The 15,481-nt window shown below is 67.9% G+C and carries 18 protein-coding genes and 1 pseudogene; 10 read left to right on the forward strand and 9 right to left on the reverse strand.

Annotated elements, in window-relative coordinates:
- Positions 1-49 precede the first annotated feature (49 nt).
- Positions 50-949 (forward strand): 4-hydroxy-tetrahydrodipicolinate synthase, encoded by a 900-nt coding sequence (dapA, locus tag ED92_RS14260; RefSeq protein ID WP_037337953.1) that lies wholly within the window; start codon positions 50-52, stop codon positions 947-949.
- A gap of 152 nt (positions 950-1,101) precedes the next feature.
- Here dapA and ED92_RS14265 read toward each other — a convergent pair whose 3' ends face one another.
- The 3 genes from ED92_RS14265 to ED92_RS14275 form a co-directional block, all read right to left on the reverse strand.
- Entirely contained in the window at positions 1,102-1,449 is a 348-nt protein-coding gene (locus ED92_RS14265; protein ID WP_005151365.1) for an RNA polymerase-binding protein RbpA, read from the reverse strand.
- Between the two features lie 226 nt (positions 1,450-1,675).
- Positions 1,676-2,434, reverse strand: coding sequence for a thymidine kinase (locus tag ED92_RS14270; protein ID WP_037337954.1), 759 nt, complete (start codon positions 2,432-2,434; stop codon positions 1,676-1,678).
- A 30-nt stretch (positions 2,435-2,464) separates the two neighbouring features.
- Positions 2,465-3,865 carry an MFS transporter gene (locus ED92_RS14275; protein WP_037337956.1) on the reverse strand — a complete coding sequence of 467 codons (1,401 nt, stop codon included), beginning with the start codon at positions 3,863-3,865 and terminating at the stop codon, positions 2,465-2,467.
- Between the two features lie 270 nt (positions 3,866-4,135).
- Here ED92_RS14275 and ED92_RS14280 point away from each other — a divergent pair.
- Positions 4,136-4,809, forward strand: a pseudogene (locus ED92_RS14280) (transglycosylase family protein).
- A 58-nt stretch (positions 4,810-4,867) separates the two neighbouring features.
- Here ED92_RS14280 and ED92_RS14285 read toward each other — a convergent pair.
- Complete coding sequence (locus ED92_RS14285; protein WP_037337958.1) at positions 4,868-5,647, reverse strand: glycerophosphodiester phosphodiesterase; 780 nt, start codon at positions 5,645-5,647, stop codon at positions 4,868-4,870.
- A 66-nt stretch (positions 5,648-5,713) separates the two neighbouring features.
- On the opposite strand from ED92_RS14285, the gene ED92_RS14290 reads away from it, so the two are divergent.
- Positions 5,714-6,097: a hypothetical protein gene (locus tag ED92_RS14290; protein WP_037337960.1), complete on the forward strand. Its 384-nt coding sequence runs from the start codon at positions 5,714-5,716 to the stop codon at positions 6,095-6,097.
- 1 nt (position 6,098) lies between these two features.
- Here the strand turns inward: ED92_RS14290 and ED92_RS14295 are convergent, their stop codons facing one another.
- Positions 6,099-7,079, reverse strand: coding sequence for a tyrosine-type recombinase/integrase (locus ED92_RS14295; protein ID WP_037337963.1), 981 nt, complete (start codon positions 7,077-7,079; stop codon positions 6,099-6,101).
- 600 nt (positions 7,080-7,679) lie between these two features.
- Between ED92_RS14295 and ED92_RS14300 the strand changes: the two genes are divergently transcribed.
- From ED92_RS14300 to ED92_RS14310, 3 genes are read left to right on the forward strand one after another with little or no spacing between them, the layout of a single operon-like run.
- On the forward strand, positions 7,680-8,201 hold the full coding sequence (locus tag ED92_RS14300) for a DUF4303 domain-containing protein (protein WP_037337966.1): 522 nt from the start codon (positions 7,680-7,682) through the stop codon (positions 8,199-8,201).
- 12 nt (positions 8,202-8,213) lie between these two features.
- Positions 8,214-8,435: a hypothetical protein gene (locus ED92_RS14305; protein ID WP_200882703.1), complete on the forward strand. Its 222-nt coding sequence runs from the start codon at positions 8,214-8,216 to the stop codon at positions 8,433-8,435.
- Between the two features lie 49 nt (positions 8,436-8,484).
- Positions 8,485-9,324, forward strand: a complete 840-nt coding sequence (locus tag ED92_RS14310) for a class I SAM-dependent methyltransferase (protein ID WP_037337969.1) — start codon at positions 8,485-8,487, stop codon at positions 9,322-9,324.
- A 1-nt stretch (position 9,325) separates the two neighbouring features.
- Here the strand turns inward: ED92_RS14310 and ED92_RS14315 are convergent, their stop codons facing one another.
- The 4 genes from ED92_RS14315 to ED92_RS14330 are packed head-to-tail and all read right to left on the reverse strand — an operon-like array spanning position 9,326 to position 12,018.
- Positions 9,326-9,967 (reverse strand): class I SAM-dependent methyltransferase, encoded by a 642-nt coding sequence (locus ED92_RS14315; RefSeq protein WP_037339984.1) that lies wholly within the window; start codon positions 9,965-9,967, stop codon positions 9,326-9,328.
- 10 nt (positions 9,968-9,977) lie between these two features.
- Positions 9,978-10,736 (reverse strand): putative protein N(5)-glutamine methyltransferase, encoded by a 759-nt coding sequence (locus tag ED92_RS14320; protein ID WP_037337971.1) that lies wholly within the window; start codon positions 10,734-10,736, stop codon positions 9,978-9,980.
- Positions 10,733-11,500 (reverse strand): NAD(P)-binding domain-containing protein, encoded by a 768-nt coding sequence (locus ED92_RS14325; protein ID WP_037337973.1) that lies wholly within the window; start codon positions 11,498-11,500, stop codon positions 10,733-10,735. The genes ED92_RS14320 and ED92_RS14325 overlap by 4 nt, the downstream gene beginning before the upstream one ends.
- A 2-nt stretch (positions 11,501-11,502) precedes the next feature.
- Positions 11,503-12,018 carry a DinB family protein gene (locus tag ED92_RS14330; protein WP_037337975.1) on the reverse strand — a complete coding sequence of 172 codons (516 nt, stop codon included), beginning with the start codon at positions 12,016-12,018 and terminating at the stop codon, positions 11,503-11,505.
- A gap of 145 nt (positions 12,019-12,163) precedes the next feature.
- Between ED92_RS14330 and ED92_RS14335 the strand changes: the two genes are divergently transcribed.
- Genes ED92_RS14335 through ED92_RS14350 form a run of 4 tightly spaced genes read left to right on the forward strand, consistent with a single transcriptional unit; the run spans position 12,164 to position 15,419 of the window.
- Positions 12,164-12,697 carry an RNA polymerase sigma factor gene (locus ED92_RS14335; protein WP_037337977.1) on the forward strand — a complete coding sequence of 178 codons (534 nt, stop codon included), beginning with the start codon at positions 12,164-12,166 and terminating at the stop codon, positions 12,695-12,697.
- A gap of 22 nt (positions 12,698-12,719) precedes the next feature.
- Positions 12,720-13,178, forward strand: coding sequence for a peroxiredoxin (locus ED92_RS14340; RefSeq protein WP_037337978.1), 459 nt, complete (start codon positions 12,720-12,722; stop codon positions 13,176-13,178).
- 32 nt (positions 13,179-13,210) lie between these two features.
- Complete coding sequence (locus ED92_RS14345; protein WP_037337980.1) at positions 13,211-13,816, forward strand: TetR/AcrR family transcriptional regulator; 606 nt, start codon at positions 13,211-13,213, stop codon at positions 13,814-13,816.
- A complete protein-coding gene (locus ED92_RS14350; protein ID WP_037337982.1) occupies positions 13,800-15,419 on the forward strand; it encodes an acyl-CoA dehydrogenase family protein in 1,620 nt (539 codons plus the stop codon). The genes ED92_RS14345 and ED92_RS14350 overlap by 17 nt, the downstream gene beginning before the upstream one ends.
- The last annotated feature ends 62 nt before the right edge of the window (positions 15,420-15,481 follow it).

Here is a 15,481-nt window from a genome sequence, read left to right on the forward strand (position 1 = left end):
CAAAAACCATCGCTGGACCGCAGGTATCGACGCCGACAGGATCGGCCGCATGACCGGAACAGTCTTCGGTACCAACCTCGTCGCCATGGTCACCCCGATGGAACCCGGCGGTGCGCTCAGCGAACCCGGCCTCACCGGCCTGGTCGACCACCTGCTCGCCACCGGCTGCGACGGCATCGTCGTCGGCGGAACCACCGGGGAGTCACCCACCCTGACCGACGCCGAAGCAGCACGGCTCGTCCACACCGTGGCGAACCGCGCCGGGAACCGGGCACGCGTGATCGCCGGAGTCGGCACCTACGACACCACCGCCTGCATCCGGCGCGCGAAGGAAGCCGAGGCGGCCGGCGCCGACGCGCTCCTGCTCGTCTGCCCCTACTACTCCAAGCCGACCCAGGCCGGGATCGTCGTCCACTGCCAAGCGGTCGCCGACGCCACCGACCTGCCCGTCATGCTCTACGACGTCCCGGCCCGCACGGGCACGGCCCTCGAAGCGGCCACCCTGATCGAACTCGCCCACCATCCCAGGATCCGGGCTGTGAAGGACGCCAAAGGCGACCTGTTCGAAGCGATGACCGTCATGGCGAACACGCCGCTGACGTATTACTGCGGCATCGACGAGCTCAACCTGCCCTACCTCGCCGCCGGCGCCACCGGCCTGGTCAGCGTCGTGGGCAACGCCTTCGCCGACCGCAACGCTGAGCTCATCCGAGCCGTACGCGGGGGAGACCTCGACACCGCGCGCTCGCTCAACACCGGGTTGCTTCCCCTGGTGGAGGCCCTCATGCGCACCTCACAGGGAGCGATCATGGCGAAGGCCGCGCTGGCCGAACTCGGCGTCATCCCGCACGCGACGGTCCGGCTCCCGCTGCTGGAATCGCCGCCTGAGCACCTACAGCGCCTTCGCGAGGCCTTGGTGCCTCTCGGCGCCGGGTTGCTCCCCGCCTGATCGGCCGCGGGATGTCAGGAAAGGGTCGTTCCTGACGTTTTTTGTCCTGAACGGCCCTTTCCTGACACCCCCGAGACACGGCGAAGCCCCCGCGGAGGGAGGTCGCGGGGGCTTCGCCGGTTCGTGGTGGGGCTAGCTACTTGTGCCGTGCGTCAGGCGGACCGGGTGGTCCTGCGTCCCTTCAGCTCGGCGAGACGTTCGTTGAGCAGATCTTCGAGCTCCGGGATCGAACGGCGCTCCAGGAGCATGTCCCAGTGCGTCCTCGGGGGCTTGACCTTCTTCTGCTCCGGCTGCCCGCCGTCCACGATCTCGGACTCGCTGCCGTGCAGCCTGCACTCCCACACCGAGGGGATCTCGGCGTCGTCGGAGAAGGGCACCTCGAACTCGTGGTTCTTGGGGCAGGCGTAGCGCACGGTGCGCCGAGGCGCGAGGTCGTGGTTGCGGTCGGTCTCGTAGCTGACCGCTCCCAGCCGGCTTCCACGGAGAACACGGTCGGCCATGATGGGGGTCCTTTCAGTCAGCTCCGGGTGGAGCCAGGGTGATGCTCACCCTATGCAACGACGATGAGGCCCAGGAGATTCCCTGAGCAGCATGTCCTTGCTCACGATGAGCTGTGTCACCCGGTGGCAACAGCTTCTCCTAGTAGGAGTGGTTTCGCGCTCTGGCGTGACGTCAATACGGCCATCTTGGTGCGGATATCCCCCAGATGGGCTAGTAGTACGCCTGTCACGTCAACCGTAACTGACCGTGTTGGGCCGAGGTCGGCCCCAGGTCGCCCAGTCGAAAGTGCCGACGGCACAATACCTGATAACGGACCGTGTTCGGCTCGCCCTCGGAACGTGATGCCGATGAACTTTCAACTAGCGCCTGCTCGGTATCCGCGACCACCACGGTGTCCCCGGCCCGCAGCACCTCGCCATCGGAAACCCGCGCGTTGAACCGCCCCGTCTGCCCGCACCAGCACAACACCTCGACCTGGACCGGCTGCAACTCGTCCGCCAGCTCGAACAATCGCGCGGCACCCGGGAACAACATGCTCCGGAAATCCGTCGCGATCCCGAAGCAGTACACGTCGATCTGGACGTCATCGGCCAGTTCAGCCAGCTGATCCACCTGATCAGGCGACAAGAACTGGGCCTCGTCGACGATCAGGTAGTCCACATGCCGACCGGCCGCCCACTGCTCACGCACCAGCAACCGCAGGTCGGTCTCGTTCCCCACCTCGATCGCCTTGCGCGTCAACCCGATCCGGCTGGTGATCTGCGGCTCCCCGGACCGGTCATGCCGCACCAGCACCATCCCGCGACGACCCTGCCGCGCATGGTTGTGGTCGATCTGCAACGCCAGCGTCGACTTCCCGCAGTCCATCGGCCCGTAGCAGAACTTCAACTTCCCGACGACCGGCACACCCCGCCGTGAACCCGCCACCGGCACCGACGACAACGCGTCCGTGGGATCCGGGCCACTCTCCTTCAGTACGGTCACGACGCTCGACCCTATCGGCACCCTCCGCCGTCACAGCACCGCCGGTGGTCGGTTACCCGCCGCCTCGATCGCCCGGCGCACCGGGACCAGCCACACGAACACGAAACCGAGCACGAAGAAGATCACCAGCGCGATGATCGCGTACCGGAACGAACCGGTGATCTGCCCGACCGCGGCGAACAACAGAGGACCGAGCCACGACGTCCCCCGCTCACCGACCACGTACAGCGAGAAGTACTGCGCGTCCTTGCCCTCCGGGATCATCTGCCCGAACAACGACCGCGACAACGCGTTCGTCCCACCCAGCACCAACCCGATCCCGACCGCCACCGCGTAGAACTGCAGCGGCTGACCGGCCTCGATGAAGAACGCGAAGCACAGCACGACCACCCAGGCCACCAGGCTGCCCAAGATCGTCTTCTTCGCCCCGATCCGGGCCGCGATCGCACCATGGATCATCGCGCCGGCGTAGGCCAGGAACTGGATCACCAGGATCGTGACGATCAGCACCTGGGTGCTGTACTTCAGCTCGTCCTTCCCGTACTGCGCCGACACCGCCACCACCGTCGTGATCCCGTCGGTGAAAACCAGGTAGCTGCCGAGGAACGCCAGCGTCAGGGGATACGCCTTCGCGTCCTTGATCGTCCGCCCCAGCTCCTTGAACCCGGCCGTCAGCACCGACAGACCCCGGTCACCCGACTTCGGCACATGAGTCTGGGGGAGCGCCCGCACCGCCGGAATCGTGAACACCGCCCACCAGATCCCCGACGTCAGGAAGCAGATCTGGATCGCCAGCCCTTCACTCACCCCGAAGAACTCGTGCCCCATGAAGAACCCGAGCTGCAACGCCAGCGCCAGGCCACCGCCGAGATACCCGAACGCCCAACCCTTCGACGACACCGCGTCCCGCTCGTCCGGCTCCGCGATGTCCACCAGGAACGAGTAGTAGACGACCAGCGCACCGCCGTACCCGATGTTCGCCAGGATGAACGTCCAGACCCCGACCTCCCAGTTCGTCCCCGCGATGAAGAACATCAGCGCCGAGGCCACCGCGCCCAGGAACGCGAACCCACCGAGGATCCGCCGCTTGTGCCTGCTGCGGTCCGCGATCGCCCCGGCGATCGGCAGCACCAGCACCTGGGTCACCGTCGCGATCGACAGCAGATATCCCCACAGCGAACCCGCGGGGAACTGCAGCCCGAACAACGAGACGTCGCAGTTCTGCAGGGTGCTCGAAGCTCCACTCGAATCGGTGCACGCCCTGTCCCCGTTAAGGGTGAAATTCGCCTTCGCGTCCGCGGACGCGATCTCGCTCAAATAGAGCGCTCCGAAGACGGTGATCACCGACGAATAGAACGGCGAATTGGCCCAGTCGTAGAGGTACCAAGCCCGCCACACCCGCTTGCGTTCACGGGTCACGGCCACCGTCATGCACAGCTCCTGAAGTCGAGAACGTCGAGGTCAGCGGGAGACTACTGGTGATCACACCCACCTGTCCGGCACGAGTCCGGACCGTGTTCGTTTCGACGCGAGACGAACCCTCGCCGGACACCTTCCCGACCATCGTCGGCGTGTCGCTGCCACGATCCCCGTGTGTTTCGTGTGAGGCTGGTGAGCGAGCTGTGACTCTTGTGAAGCAAGTGTCCGGTATTTACTGTTCCGCTCATGAGGACCCATCGCCTTCGCACAGCACACCGCGTAGTGGCGAGAACGCTCCTGCTCGCCCTCGCCGTCACGGGCCTGCAGATCGCCACCACCGGATCCGCCGCCGCGGATCCCCACGGCACCTACTGGTCCAAGCTCCGCATGTGTGAATCGAGCGGGCGCTACAACATCAACACCGGCAACGGCTACTACGGCGCCTACCAGTTCGACCTGCCCACCTGGCGCAGCGTCGGCGGCCAAGGACGACCCGACCAGGCCACCCCTCGCGAACAGGACTACCGGGCCCTCTACCTGTACCGCATGCGCGGCTGGCAACCCTGGGAATGCGCCGGAAAACTCGGCTTCCGCAACGACAGCGACGGCCGCAGCAAACGCGTCCCGTCCTACGCCGAATCGGCCTACATCGGCGGGGGAGGACAGCCCGCCCCGCCGCCCGCACCCAACCGAAGCCCACCCCGCCCGCACCGCCCGGCGGCCCCAAACCCGCCTGGCCCGGCGTCGTCTACGCCTACGGCGACTGCGCCGTCGCGCTCAAGCAGTTCCAGCTGCGGATGAACGCCTTCGGCTATGGCTTCACCGGAACCGGCTGCTACTACGACAAAACCCGCGAAGCCGTCCTCGCCCTCCAGCGCGCCAACGGCATCAACGACTCAGGACGGCTCGGCCCCAAGACCTGGGACGCCGCCTGGAACGGCAAACCGCCCCGCTGACCCCTCGCGTTTAGTCCTCTAAATGCGTGTGAGCGCATTCAGAGGACTAAACGCGGGATCAGGAAGGCCAGGAACCCCGCTCCCGAAGCACCTCACGCAGCAGATCCGGCCGATCCGTCACGATCCCGTGCACCCCCAGATCAAGCAGCAACCGCATCTCCGCCGGATCGTCCACCGTCCACGTGTGCACCTCGAAACCCCCACGCGTCGCCTGCCGCAGGAACGCCCGGTCCACCACCTTCAACCGCCCCTGCCGCACCGGCACCTGCGCCATCGCACCCCGCGACAACGCCCGCAACGAAAACAGCGGCAAGAACCCGTTCGCCCACATCACCGCCACCGAACGCGGACCCATCGCCGTCACCAGCTTCGGCCCCGCCAACTTCCGGATCCGGGCCAGCCGCGCGTCGGAGAACGACGCCGCTGCGACCCGGTCATGCGCACCGGTCCGCTCGATCGCCCGGACGAACGGCTCCACCGCCTCGTTCGACTTCACGTCGATGTTGAACCGCGCCTCCGGCAACTCCTCGAGCACGTCCTCCAGCCGCGACAGGGGCACACGGCCCCCGATTTTGATCGTCCGCAGCTGCGCCCAGGTCTGCCGCGAGATCAACCCCGCGCCATCGGTCGTCCGATCCAACGACGCGTCGTGATGCACGACCACCACGCCATCCGACGTCGCGTGCACATCCGTCTCGAGATAGCGGTAACCCTCCGTCACCGCCTGCTGGAAGGCCGGCAACGAGTTCTCCAGTCCTTCCAGGTCACCGAGGTGCCAGCCCCGATGGGCGAAGGCACGCGGAAGCGGATCGGCGAGGTACGGAAACAGTGTCGGCACCCCACTAGTGTGCACTTCGGTCGTGGCCCCGGCATGATCGTCGGGTGGCCAGCTAGGGTCTGAACCGTGAGGGAAGTGGCCGAACACCCGAAGACGTCCGCCGAAGAGGTGTCCGAGCTACGCCGCGCGGGGGCACCCAAGCACTGCGGATGGTGCGGACGGCGCCTCGAACAGGGCGGCAACGTCGGCAGGCGCCGCCGTTACTGCGGGCAATCATGCCGCCAGCGGGCCTATGAACGGCGAACCGCCCTGCAGCGCAGCGGCCTCCCCGAAGACGCCGTCGTCCTCTCCGACACCGAGATCGCCACCCTCCAGGATCGGCTCTTCCAGCTCCGCTGCGCCGCGGAAGACGTCGTCACCGCGGCCGACGACGGCGCCTCCGTCGCCGAACTCCGGAACCTGGCGGGCGAAATCGCCCAGGCAGCCAAGGACCTCGAACAACTCCGCTGACCTACACGATCCCGTCGAGAGCCCGGTACGTCCGGTTGCTCGCGGCCGCCGCCCGCTGCTCACGACCGGTCGCCTCGATGTAGTTCTGGCTGGTCGCCAGGCTCGCGTGCCCCAGCAGCGCCATGATCTCCGACGCCGTCGCGCCGTCCTCCGCCAGCCGGGTCGCGAAGGTGTGCCGCAACGCGTGGAGATTCGCCCCGACCGGCACCCGGTCGTGCAGGCCCGCCCACCGGTAGCAGGATTTGACCAGGTACTCCAGCGCCCCGCGGCCGATCGGCTCGCCGGCCCGATCCCGGAGGAGGGGAGTGGCAGGCCCGAACCGCTGCTGCGGGAACCGGCGGCGGCAGGAGGCGAGGTACTCCTCGATGATCTTCTCCATGATCGGCTGCACCGGGATCGACCGGTCCCGGCTTCCCTTGCCGTGGACGTGCAACCGCATCTCGCCCTGACGGCCGACCAGCGACCGCGCCGTCAAGGCCCGCATCTCCGCGGCACGCAGCCCGGCGACCAGCCCGAGCGCGATCACCAGGACGTCCCGCTCCGGCCACGGATCCCGGGCCCGGCGCGCGCCGTCGGCGGCGGCCGCGAGCAACTGCTCCGGGGTTTCCTCACCCCGCAACGGTTTCGGCGTCAACGGAGGCGCCTTCGGCCGGGCGACCGCGCCCATCGGATTGCCCGCGAGCAGCCCGTCGGACACACAGAAGGTGAGGAACTGGTTCCAGGTCGACCACGCACGCAGCACCGAACTCTTCGCGTGTGTGTCCGCGAAGGCACCGAAGGCGTTGCGGAGCGCCTGGGCGGTGAGCATCTCGACCGTGAGGTCGTCAGGGGAGCGGTCCAGCTCGCGGAGGAGAAGAGCGGTGATGCCGGCGAGGTCGCGGCGGTAGGCGTCGGTGGTGTGAGGAGAATCCTTACGGGGACGACGTGCGGCGAAAAAGGCTTGCTGTGCCTCGGAAACCCTCATGAACATCTTGTACCGCATGGCACCGACAGTCTTACACTGGGTTATATTCCGTTTCATGCATAATAGTGATTATGCATGAAACGGAGTGATGGGTCCGGAAATCCCTCGCGGGGGATCTCGGCCCTTCTGTCGCTCTCCGATGTGTCATGAAAGGGCCGTTCCTGACGTTTTTCGTCCTGAACGTCCCTTTCATGACACATCGGGCTACCGGGGCGCTCTGGAGCCTGCAGGTGTCGCTGGCCAGGTCGGCTCGATGAGGTCTGCCCGCGACTGAGCGCCTCCGTTGATCATCATCGGTCGAGACGTCCCGATCAATTCGTCACAGTGACGTATTGAGGCCGGGTGATTGGACATCGGCTCTCCGTCCTCTGGGGGTGCCCTGAGGCGTCCCGGGGTCTCGGGACGCCGGCACCGCACGGAGAGGTGTAGGGAGGGATGCCCGCGCCGAGTGGGGCGAAGGGCGCCTTCGCCGCGTGACATGCGGTGAAGGACGCTTTCAGCCCACGTCAGGGCTCCTCTCGACCGCCGTTATCCAGGTCGGCCGAAGTGCCGATAATGTACATTATGTCAAGTAAGCGTCGTGAGTGTCTTCCCCGTGGCTTGTGGTTCGATGCCCCGATGACTCCGACCGAAACCGATCTCGCTGACGCCTTGACCGCGGCCACCCGTGCGGCCGTCACAGACCTGTTCCGCGACAACCCCGGCCACACCTTCTACTACGTCACGCTGACGACGCCTGGCGAAGCGTTCGGTCCGGCGCTGTCCGCGTGGTCGCACGAGGCGCTGGCTCAGCGGGCCGACGCCGACGAGGTCCGCTACTCCTATGCCGATTCGCCGTTTTCGATCTTGGGTGAGGAACACCTGAAGCCGGTCCGCGATCTGTTCGCTGCCCGGCCGGCGGTCTTCGACCTCGATGACGAAGCCTCCGACGCCGAGTTCGACCTTCGACTGCGTGCGATGGAGACGGCGCTGCGCAGGCTGTCCGATGAAGGTCTGTTCGGTGCCGGCGAAGCTCGCGCCGAAATTCTCATTCTGGCCGAGGTTGTCCCTGAAGACGAGGGCAACGTCGGCCGGGCTCGTCGGCTCAACCCGCCTGCACCGGCACTGGATGCCTGGCTGGCCTACTGGGGCGTCGGCTGAGCGGATTTCGGTGTGCCCGACTCTCCCGCCGCTGACAAGGTCATGCACGCTCAGCTCGACACCGCCACCGGGCACACGCTGATGGCCTGCGATGTCGATGGCCAGGTCGAGGACGTGCCCCACTCCCCTGGCAACAACGTCGCGGTCTACCTCGGCGGCGACGGCGAACGTCGCGAATACTTCGAGAAGCTGTCCGTCGCCGGGGCTGCCAGGAATGTGGCGGCGTTCCGCTGACGAGGCGCGCTAGGGTCGTCTCCGGATACCGAATCTGGGGGTTGCCGAAATGTCCGAGAGCACCGCTGTGCGTGTCGATCCGTCCAACGAACGGATGCTGAAGGCGTGGGATGGTGACGACGGGGCGTTCTGGGCGAAGCGTGCGCAGCGGTTCAACGACGGTGTCGCCGCGTACCGGGATCTCTTCTTCGCCGCGGCCGATGTCCAGGTCACGGACCGGGTTCTCGACGTCGGCTGTGGTGCCGGTCAGACGACGCGGGACGCGGCCCGGCTGGCCGCCGAGGGTTCGGCGCTGGGTGTCGATCTCTCCGGTGAGATGCTCGGCGTCGCTCGTCGGCTCGCCGAGGAGGAGCGTGTTTCCAACGTGTCATTCGAACAGGCGGACGCGCAGGTCCATCCGTTCGCCGACGCGCGGTTCGACGTGGTGATCAGCAGGCACGGCTCGATGTTCTTCGGTACTCCCCTGGCCGCGTTCGCGAATCTGGCCAGGGCGACCCGGCCGGGTGGCCGTCTGGTTCTGCTGACGTGGCAGCCGTTGCGGCTCAACGAATGGATCACCACTTTCCGGACGATCTTCGCGGCAGGTCGTGAGGTGCCGTCCGGGGATCTGGCGCTCAGCGATCCCCGGGAGATCGAGGAGTTGATGACCTCCGCCGGGTACGTCGACGTCGAGTGCACCGCGGTGAACAAGCCGATGTACTTCGGTGAGGACGTCGACGACGCGGCCGAGTTCATCGTCGAGCAGCACGGTGGCAGGTTGAGCGACCTGGATGACACCGCGCGGGAGGGTGCCATCCAGGCGCTGCGTGCGGATCTCGCCGAGCACCAGGCCGACCGGGGCGTTTTCTACGGTTCGGCGGCCTGGGTCGTCGAGGCGCGGCGTCCTTGAGCTACTGCTTGCGGGCGATCAGGTAGGCCTGTCGGGTGCTCTCGAATTCCTCGGACGGCTCACGGACGAGGGTGGAGAGCAGGCTGAAACCGGCCTCCCCCAGCTGTTCGGCGATCTTCTCGGGCACCAGCCGGTACGCGTCGCAGGAGATGTCGTGGCCGTACGCGTGCTCGATGTGGCGTACTTCGTCGCCGACCTGAAAGGCGAGCAGCAGGTGGCCGCCCGGGGCGAGGATTCGGTGGAAGTCGGCGAAAATCTCCGGCAGCCGCTCCCGCGGTGTGTGGATGATGGAGTACCAGGCGACGGCGCCGGCGAGTGAACCGTCCTCAAGGGACAGTCCGGGCATCTCCCCGAGCTGGAAGTCCAGATGTGGGTACCACTTCCGGGCGACGGCGAGCATTCCCGGCGAGAGGTCGATGCCGTGGATGTCGAGCCCGAGCTGGTGGAGGTACTCGGTGATACGGCCGGTTCCGCAGCCGATTTCGGCGACGCGGCCGCCGCCGGCGGCCTGGACGAGCTCGGTGTACGCGCCGAGGACGGCGCGGTCCCAGGTGGATCCGGCGAGGTGGTCGCGGAGGAGTTCGGCGTAGTCGGCCGCGACCGTGTCGTAGGCGGTGCGGGTGATTTGGAGGTAGTCGGTCACGGCGGCGACCCTAGCCCCGGCCACCGACAACAATCGTCGCGTACAGGTCTTCGTCGGTGATCACTTCGGGGGTCAAACCGTTGTGCGCCATGGCTTCCGCGGTGCTCGCGGCTTGGCTTTCGCCGGTTTCGATGAGCAGGTGCCCGCCTGGTGCGAGCCAGTGGAGGGCTTCGGCTGCGACGCGGCGGTGGACGTCGACGCCGTCGTGTCCACCGTCGAGTGCGACGCGGGGTTCGTGGTCTCGTGCCTCGGGCGGCATCATCGCGATGGAGTCGGTGGGGACGTACGGGGCGTTGACGACCAGGATGTCGACGCGGCCTCGTAGCGACGTGGGAAGTGGTGCGTACAGGTCGCCTTCGAACACCTCTCCCCCGGCTTGGGCGACGTTCTCGCGGGCGCAGCGGACGGCGGCGGGTTCGATGTCGGCCGCGTAGAGCCGGATGTCGCCGAGTTCGGCGGCGATGGCGGCGCCGAGTGCACCGGTTCCGCAGCAGAGGTCGAGGACCACCGCTCCCTGTCCGGCGAGGGTGACGGCGTGGCGGACGAGGAGTTCGGAGCGTTGCCGCGGCACGAAGACGCCGGGTTCGACGGCGATGCGGAGTCCGTGGAATTCAGCCCAGCCGAGGATGACTTCGAGCGGTTCGCCGTCGACGCGGCGTTGGACCATGGTGTCGAGTTCGGCCGGGGTGCGGGCTTCGGCGGTGAGGAGCCGGGCTTCGTCTTCGGCGAAGACGCACCCGGCCGCCCGCAGCTTGTCGATGATGGTCACTTGTCCCGCAGTCTGGTGAGGATTGCGTCGAGGGCCTCGCGGACGGTGTCGGGGACGCCGTTGGTGCGCAGGTCGGTGAGGAATTGTTCGTTGAGCCCGCCGGGGGTCATGTGCTTGCCGGTGAGGGTTTCGAGGGAGCCGTTCTGTTCGGCGAGAGACTGGCCGAGCTGGCCGAAGATGTGGCTGGTGAAGGCGGTCGCCGTGGTGTCGTCGATGCCCTGGTCGGTCATCCAGGCGGCGATGGTGCCGAGGTAGTCGAGGTGGGCGGCGAAGGTGGCGGTGGCGCCGCTGAAGATGTCGAGGTCCTTCTCGGCGGCGGGGACGACGCTGCCGCCGATGCTGTCGAAGAGGGCTCGGGCTTCGGGGTTGTCGGGGTACATCGCGGTGAGGCTCTGGCGGCGTGCGGCGGGTGGCAGCGGGATGCTCCGGACGACTTCGCGGGCGGGGGCGGCCCAGTCGCGCAGCCGGTCGAGGGGGACGCCGGCGAGGGCGCTGATGAGGACGTGCTCGGGGCGGAAGGTGAGGTCGCGGAGGACTTCTTCGGCGATGGGCGGGCGGACGGCGAGGATGATCGTCGTGGCGCTGTCGACGACGGCTTGGTTGCTGTCGCGGACTTCGACGTTGGCGAAGCGGGCGGAGAGTTCTTGCCCGACGCTGCGGCTGCGGGGTGAGAGGAAGATCCGGGGCGGGTCGGTGATGTCCTTGCTGAGGCCTTCGACGATGGCGGCGGTGATCTCCCCCGCGCCGATGAATCCGTAGTCCATGGTCAGGCTCCCGTGTGGCCGTCGACGCGTTCGCGGATGAGGTCGGCGTGGCCGTTGTGGCGGGCGTATTCGCCGATCATGTGGACGTAGAGCATGCGGAGTGAGAACGGGTTTCCGCCGAGGTCGAAGGTGTCGTCGAGCGATCCTCCGGCGGCCGCCTCGTCGGCGAGCCGGATCTCTTCGAGGAGGATGTCGTAGGCCTCTTCGGCTTTGGTGGCGTCGAGGACTTCGAAGTCGTGGTCCTTGCCGAGGGCGGGGTCGTAGAGGGGTTCGATGTCCTGTGCGGCGTAGCGCAGGCGGAACCAGAAGCGTTCGACCTTGGCGAGGTGCCGGACGAGGCCGAGGAGGGTGAGGTTGGAGGGCGGGACCGACGCCGTGGCGAGCTGTTCCCCGGTGAGGCCGGCGAGTTTGTGGAGGAAGGTGCTGCGGTGCCAGGTCAGCAGTGAGGGCAGGAGGATCCGCTCGTCGGCGGCGGTGTCGCCGGACGGGCGGGTGACCTCGGGGGCGGTCCATGTCATAGCGGCGATCATGCCATCGGGTGACGTGGGTTTCGTGGTGCGCCGGCTGGGGTGAGCGGGGTCACGTGAGCGGGGCTGAATCCTTTCGTGGGGTTCGCGGCTCTTGTAAGGGCCGGGACAAGCTCGGCGCGGGAGGAGGTTCGTCGTGGAGGCCGATTGGCCGCGGGATTCGCTGATCGTGGCGGCGCAGGGCGGGGACGCGTCCGCCATCGCCGCTTTGGTCTCGGGTTCTCATCCGCATGTGCAGCGGTTCGCGCGGTCGCTGTGCGCTTCGCCGGAGGACGCGGAGGATTCGGCGCAGGAGGCGCTGATCATCCTGTACCGGAAGATCGGCTCGTTGCGGGCCACCGGTGCGCTGGCGTCGTGGATGTTCCGGATCGTGCGCAACGAATGTCTCCGGCGGGCGCGCCGGGCGTGGCGTGGTGACGATCTGGCGGATTCCGTGGTGATGGTGTCGGCCGAAGAGGACGCCTTGGATCGGCTGGAGGCGCAGCGGGTGGCCGCGGCGATCGCCGGGTTGCCGTCCGATCAGCGTCGCGTCTTGATCATGCGTGACATCCAGGGTCATTCGGGCCGCGTGGTGGCCGACGCGCTCGGGCTGAGCCCGGCTGCGATGAAGTCCCGGCTGCATCGCGCGCGGGCGGCGGTTCGTGCCTCTCTCGACAACCCTGCTTCCTGATCTTCTGTTGAGGAGTTCTTCAATGCTGGAAATCGGTTCCACGGTCCCTGATGTCGTTCTGGAGGACACGTCCGGGCAGGTCGTGCGGCTTTCGGAGTTCCGTGGCGCGGGGAACGTGCTGATCTATTTCATGCGGTCGACCTCGTGCCCGGTGTGCAACGGTCATGTGAAGGATCTCGTGGGGCGCGCGGAGGAGCTGGCCGCCGCCGATGTGCGGGTGCTGGTCGCCGTCCCTGAGGAGCGGGCGGAGGCCAAGGCGTGGCGGGCCAAGCGCGGGGTGCCGTTCCGGGTGGTCACCGGCCGGGGCGGGACGCCGCACGAGGCCTTCGGGCTGGGGAAGAAGCTGCTGCAGCAGTCGGGCAGCGTGCTGTTCGACCGGGACGGGGTGGTTCGTCACGCGCATGCGGCGACCATGCCGACCAGCGCTTATGACAAGAAGGGCATCGCCAAGGCCGTCGAAGGGCTCGCCAAGGTGCGTTGACTGAAGGTGTGAATCGGTGCTTCACTTCTTGGGTGCCGTATCGACGTACACCGAAGGTCCAGGAGCGTTTGGACGCTCAGCGCGACGCCGTCCTCGCCGCAGCCATGGAGCAGTTGGCCGAGCGCGGGTATGCGGGCTGCTCGGTGTCGGCGGTCGCGGAACGGGCGGGGGTGGCGGTCGGCAGCGTGTACCGCCACTACCCCACCAAGGCTGCACTGGTCGTGGAGCTGTTCCGCAAGGTCGTCACGCGTGAGGTCGAGGCCGTGCGCGAGGTGTCGGAGCGGCCCGGTACGCCCGCGGAGCGGGTTGTGGCGGTCTTCGACACCTTCGCGAGCCGTGCGTTGAAGACGCCGCGGATGGCGTACGCGCTGCTGGCCGAGCCCGTCGACGCGCCGATCGAGGCCGAGCGGCTGGTGTTCCGGCGCGCGTTCCGTGACGTCGTGGCCCAGCACGTGGCCGACGGTGTCCGGTCCGGGGCCCTGCCCGCCCAGGACGCGGACGTCACCGCGGCGGCGCTCGTCGGCGCGGCCGCCGAGGTGCTGATCGGCCCGTTGACCACCGGCAGTGCGGACGAGGTGTCCGGGCTGCGCACTTTCGTCCTGCGTTCCCTGGGAGGTTCCGATGCCGGTCACTCATGAGGTCACCAATCAGGTCCCGCCGCTGGCGGACTACGACGTCGCCGCCGATCCGGCCCTGCTGGAAGGGCTGGATCGGGCGGGCGCGGGCTGGGCGGTGGCCGAGGTGCACGCTCTCGGCAGGCTCGCCGGGAGTGAGCAGGCGCAGGAGTGGGGCAGGCTGGTCAACGAGAACGAGCCGGTGCTGCGGACGCACGACCGGGTCGGGAACCGGATCGACGAGGTCGAGTTCCACCCGTACTGGCACGAGCTGATGGACGTCGCGGTGTCCTACGGGCTGCACGCGGCGCCGTGGCGGGATCCCCGTCCGGGCGCGCACGCGGCGCGGGCGGCGAAGATGTACGTGTGGGGGCAGGTCGACGCGGGGCACACGTGCCCGATTTCGATGACGTACGCGGCGGTGCCTGCGCTGCGGTTCAATCCCGAGCTTTCCGCGCGGTACGAGCCGTTGCTGGCGGCGACGGAGTACGACTTCGGGTTGCGTGAGCCGAGTTCGAAGCGCGGCCTCATCGCCGGGATGTCGATGACGGAGAAGCAGGGCGGTTCCGACGTCCGGGCGAACACGACCACGGCGCGGCCGCTGGGTGACGGCAGCTATGTGATCGTCGGGCACAAGTGGTTCACTTCGGCGCCGATGTCGGACATGTTCCTGACGCTGGCTCAGGCGCCGGGCGGGCTGTCGTGTTTCCTGCTCCCCCGTGTCCTGCCGGACGGCTCGCGCAACGGGATCCGGTTGCAGCGGCTGAAGGACAAGCTGGGCAACCGGTCCAACGCGTCGTCGGAGATCGAGTACGACGACGCGATCGGCTGGCTGATCGGCGAGGAAGGCCGCGGGGTGCGCACCATCATCGAGATGGTGAACAACACCCGGCTGGACTGCGCGGTCGGGAGTGCCGCGGGGATGCGGTACGGCGCGGTGCGGGCGATCCACCACGCGCGGCATCGTCGTGCGTTCGGGGCGAATCTGGTGGATCAGCCGCTGATGGGCAACGTGCTGGCGGATCTCGTCGTGGAGTCCGAGGCGGCGACCACGGTCGGGATGCGGCTGGCGTCGGCCACCGACCGGCCGGAGGACGAGCAGGAGCAGGCGTTCCGGCGGCTGGGGCTGGCGGTGACGAAGTACTGGGTGTGCAAACGCGGTCCGTCGCACGCGGTCGAGGCGCTGGAATGCCTGGGCGGGAACGGGTACGTCGAGGAATCGGGGATGCCGCGGCTCTACCGCGAGGCTCCGCTGATGTCGATCTGGGAGGGTTCGGGCAACGTCGCGGCGCTGGACGCGCTGCGGGCGATGGCGAAGCAACCCGAGTCGGTGGCGGCGTATTTCACCGAGGTCGAGCAGGCGTCCGGTGCCGACGCCCGGCTGGACGACGCGGTGGGCAGGCTGCGCAAGGAACTGTCCGATCTGTCGGACATCGAGTACCGGGCGCGGCGGCTGGTCGAGTCGATGGCGCTGGTGCTGCAGGGTTCGCTGCTGGTGCGGCACGGGACGCCGGCGGTGGCCGACGCGTTCTGCGCGTCGCGGCTGGGCGGCGACTGGGGTGTCGCCTTCGGGACGCTTCCGTCCGGAGTGGACGCGCGGGCGATCATCTCCCGCGCGGAGGTCTGAGCGGAGGACGCCGTGCGCGATCGGCGATCTCGCGTGATTGAACGGCGATCTCGCGTGATTGA

It is taken from the genome of Amycolatopsis sp. MJM2582 (assembly GCF_000754115.1).
Taxonomy (GTDB): Bacteria; Actinomycetota; Actinomycetes; order Mycobacteriales; family Pseudonocardiaceae; genus Amycolatopsis; species Amycolatopsis japonica.

Bases quoted from the DNA above. Each gene is read 5' to 3' on its own strand.
- dapA (WP_037337953.1), top strand. From the start codon at position 50: ATGACCGGAACAGTCTTCGGTACCAACCTCGTCGCCATGGTCACCCCG.
- ED92_RS14265 (WP_005151365.1), bottom strand. From the start codon at position 1,449: ATGGCCGACCGTGTTCTCCGTGGAAGCCGGCTGGGAGCGGTCAGCTAC.
- ED92_RS14275 (WP_037337956.1), bottom strand. From the start codon at position 3,865: ATGACGGTGGCCGTGACCCGTGAACGCAAGCGGGTGTGGCGGGCTTGG.
- ED92_RS14295 (WP_037337963.1), bottom strand. From the start codon at position 7,079: ATGCGGTACAAGATGTTCATGAGGGTTTCCGAGGCACAGCAAGCCTTT.
- ED92_RS14300 (WP_037337966.1), top strand. From the start codon at position 7,680: ATGACTCCGACCGAAACCGATCTCGCTGACGCCTTGACCGCGGCCACC.
- ED92_RS14310 (WP_037337969.1), top strand. From the start codon at position 8,485: ATGTCCGAGAGCACCGCTGTGCGTGTCGATCCGTCCAACGAACGGATG.
- ED92_RS14325 (WP_037337973.1), bottom strand. From the start codon at position 11,500: ATGGACTACGGATTCATCGGCGCGGGGGAGATCACCGCCGCCATCGTC.
- ED92_RS14330 (WP_037337975.1), bottom strand. From the start codon at position 12,018: ATGACATGGACCGCCCCCGAGGTCACCCGCCCGTCCGGCGACACCGCC.
- ED92_RS14340 (WP_037337978.1), top strand. From the start codon at position 12,720: ATGCTGGAAATCGGTTCCACGGTCCCTGATGTCGTTCTGGAGGACACG.
- ED92_RS14350 (WP_037337982.1), top strand. From the start codon at position 13,800: ATGCCGGTCACTCATGAGGTCACCAATCAGGTCCCGCCGCTGGCGGAC.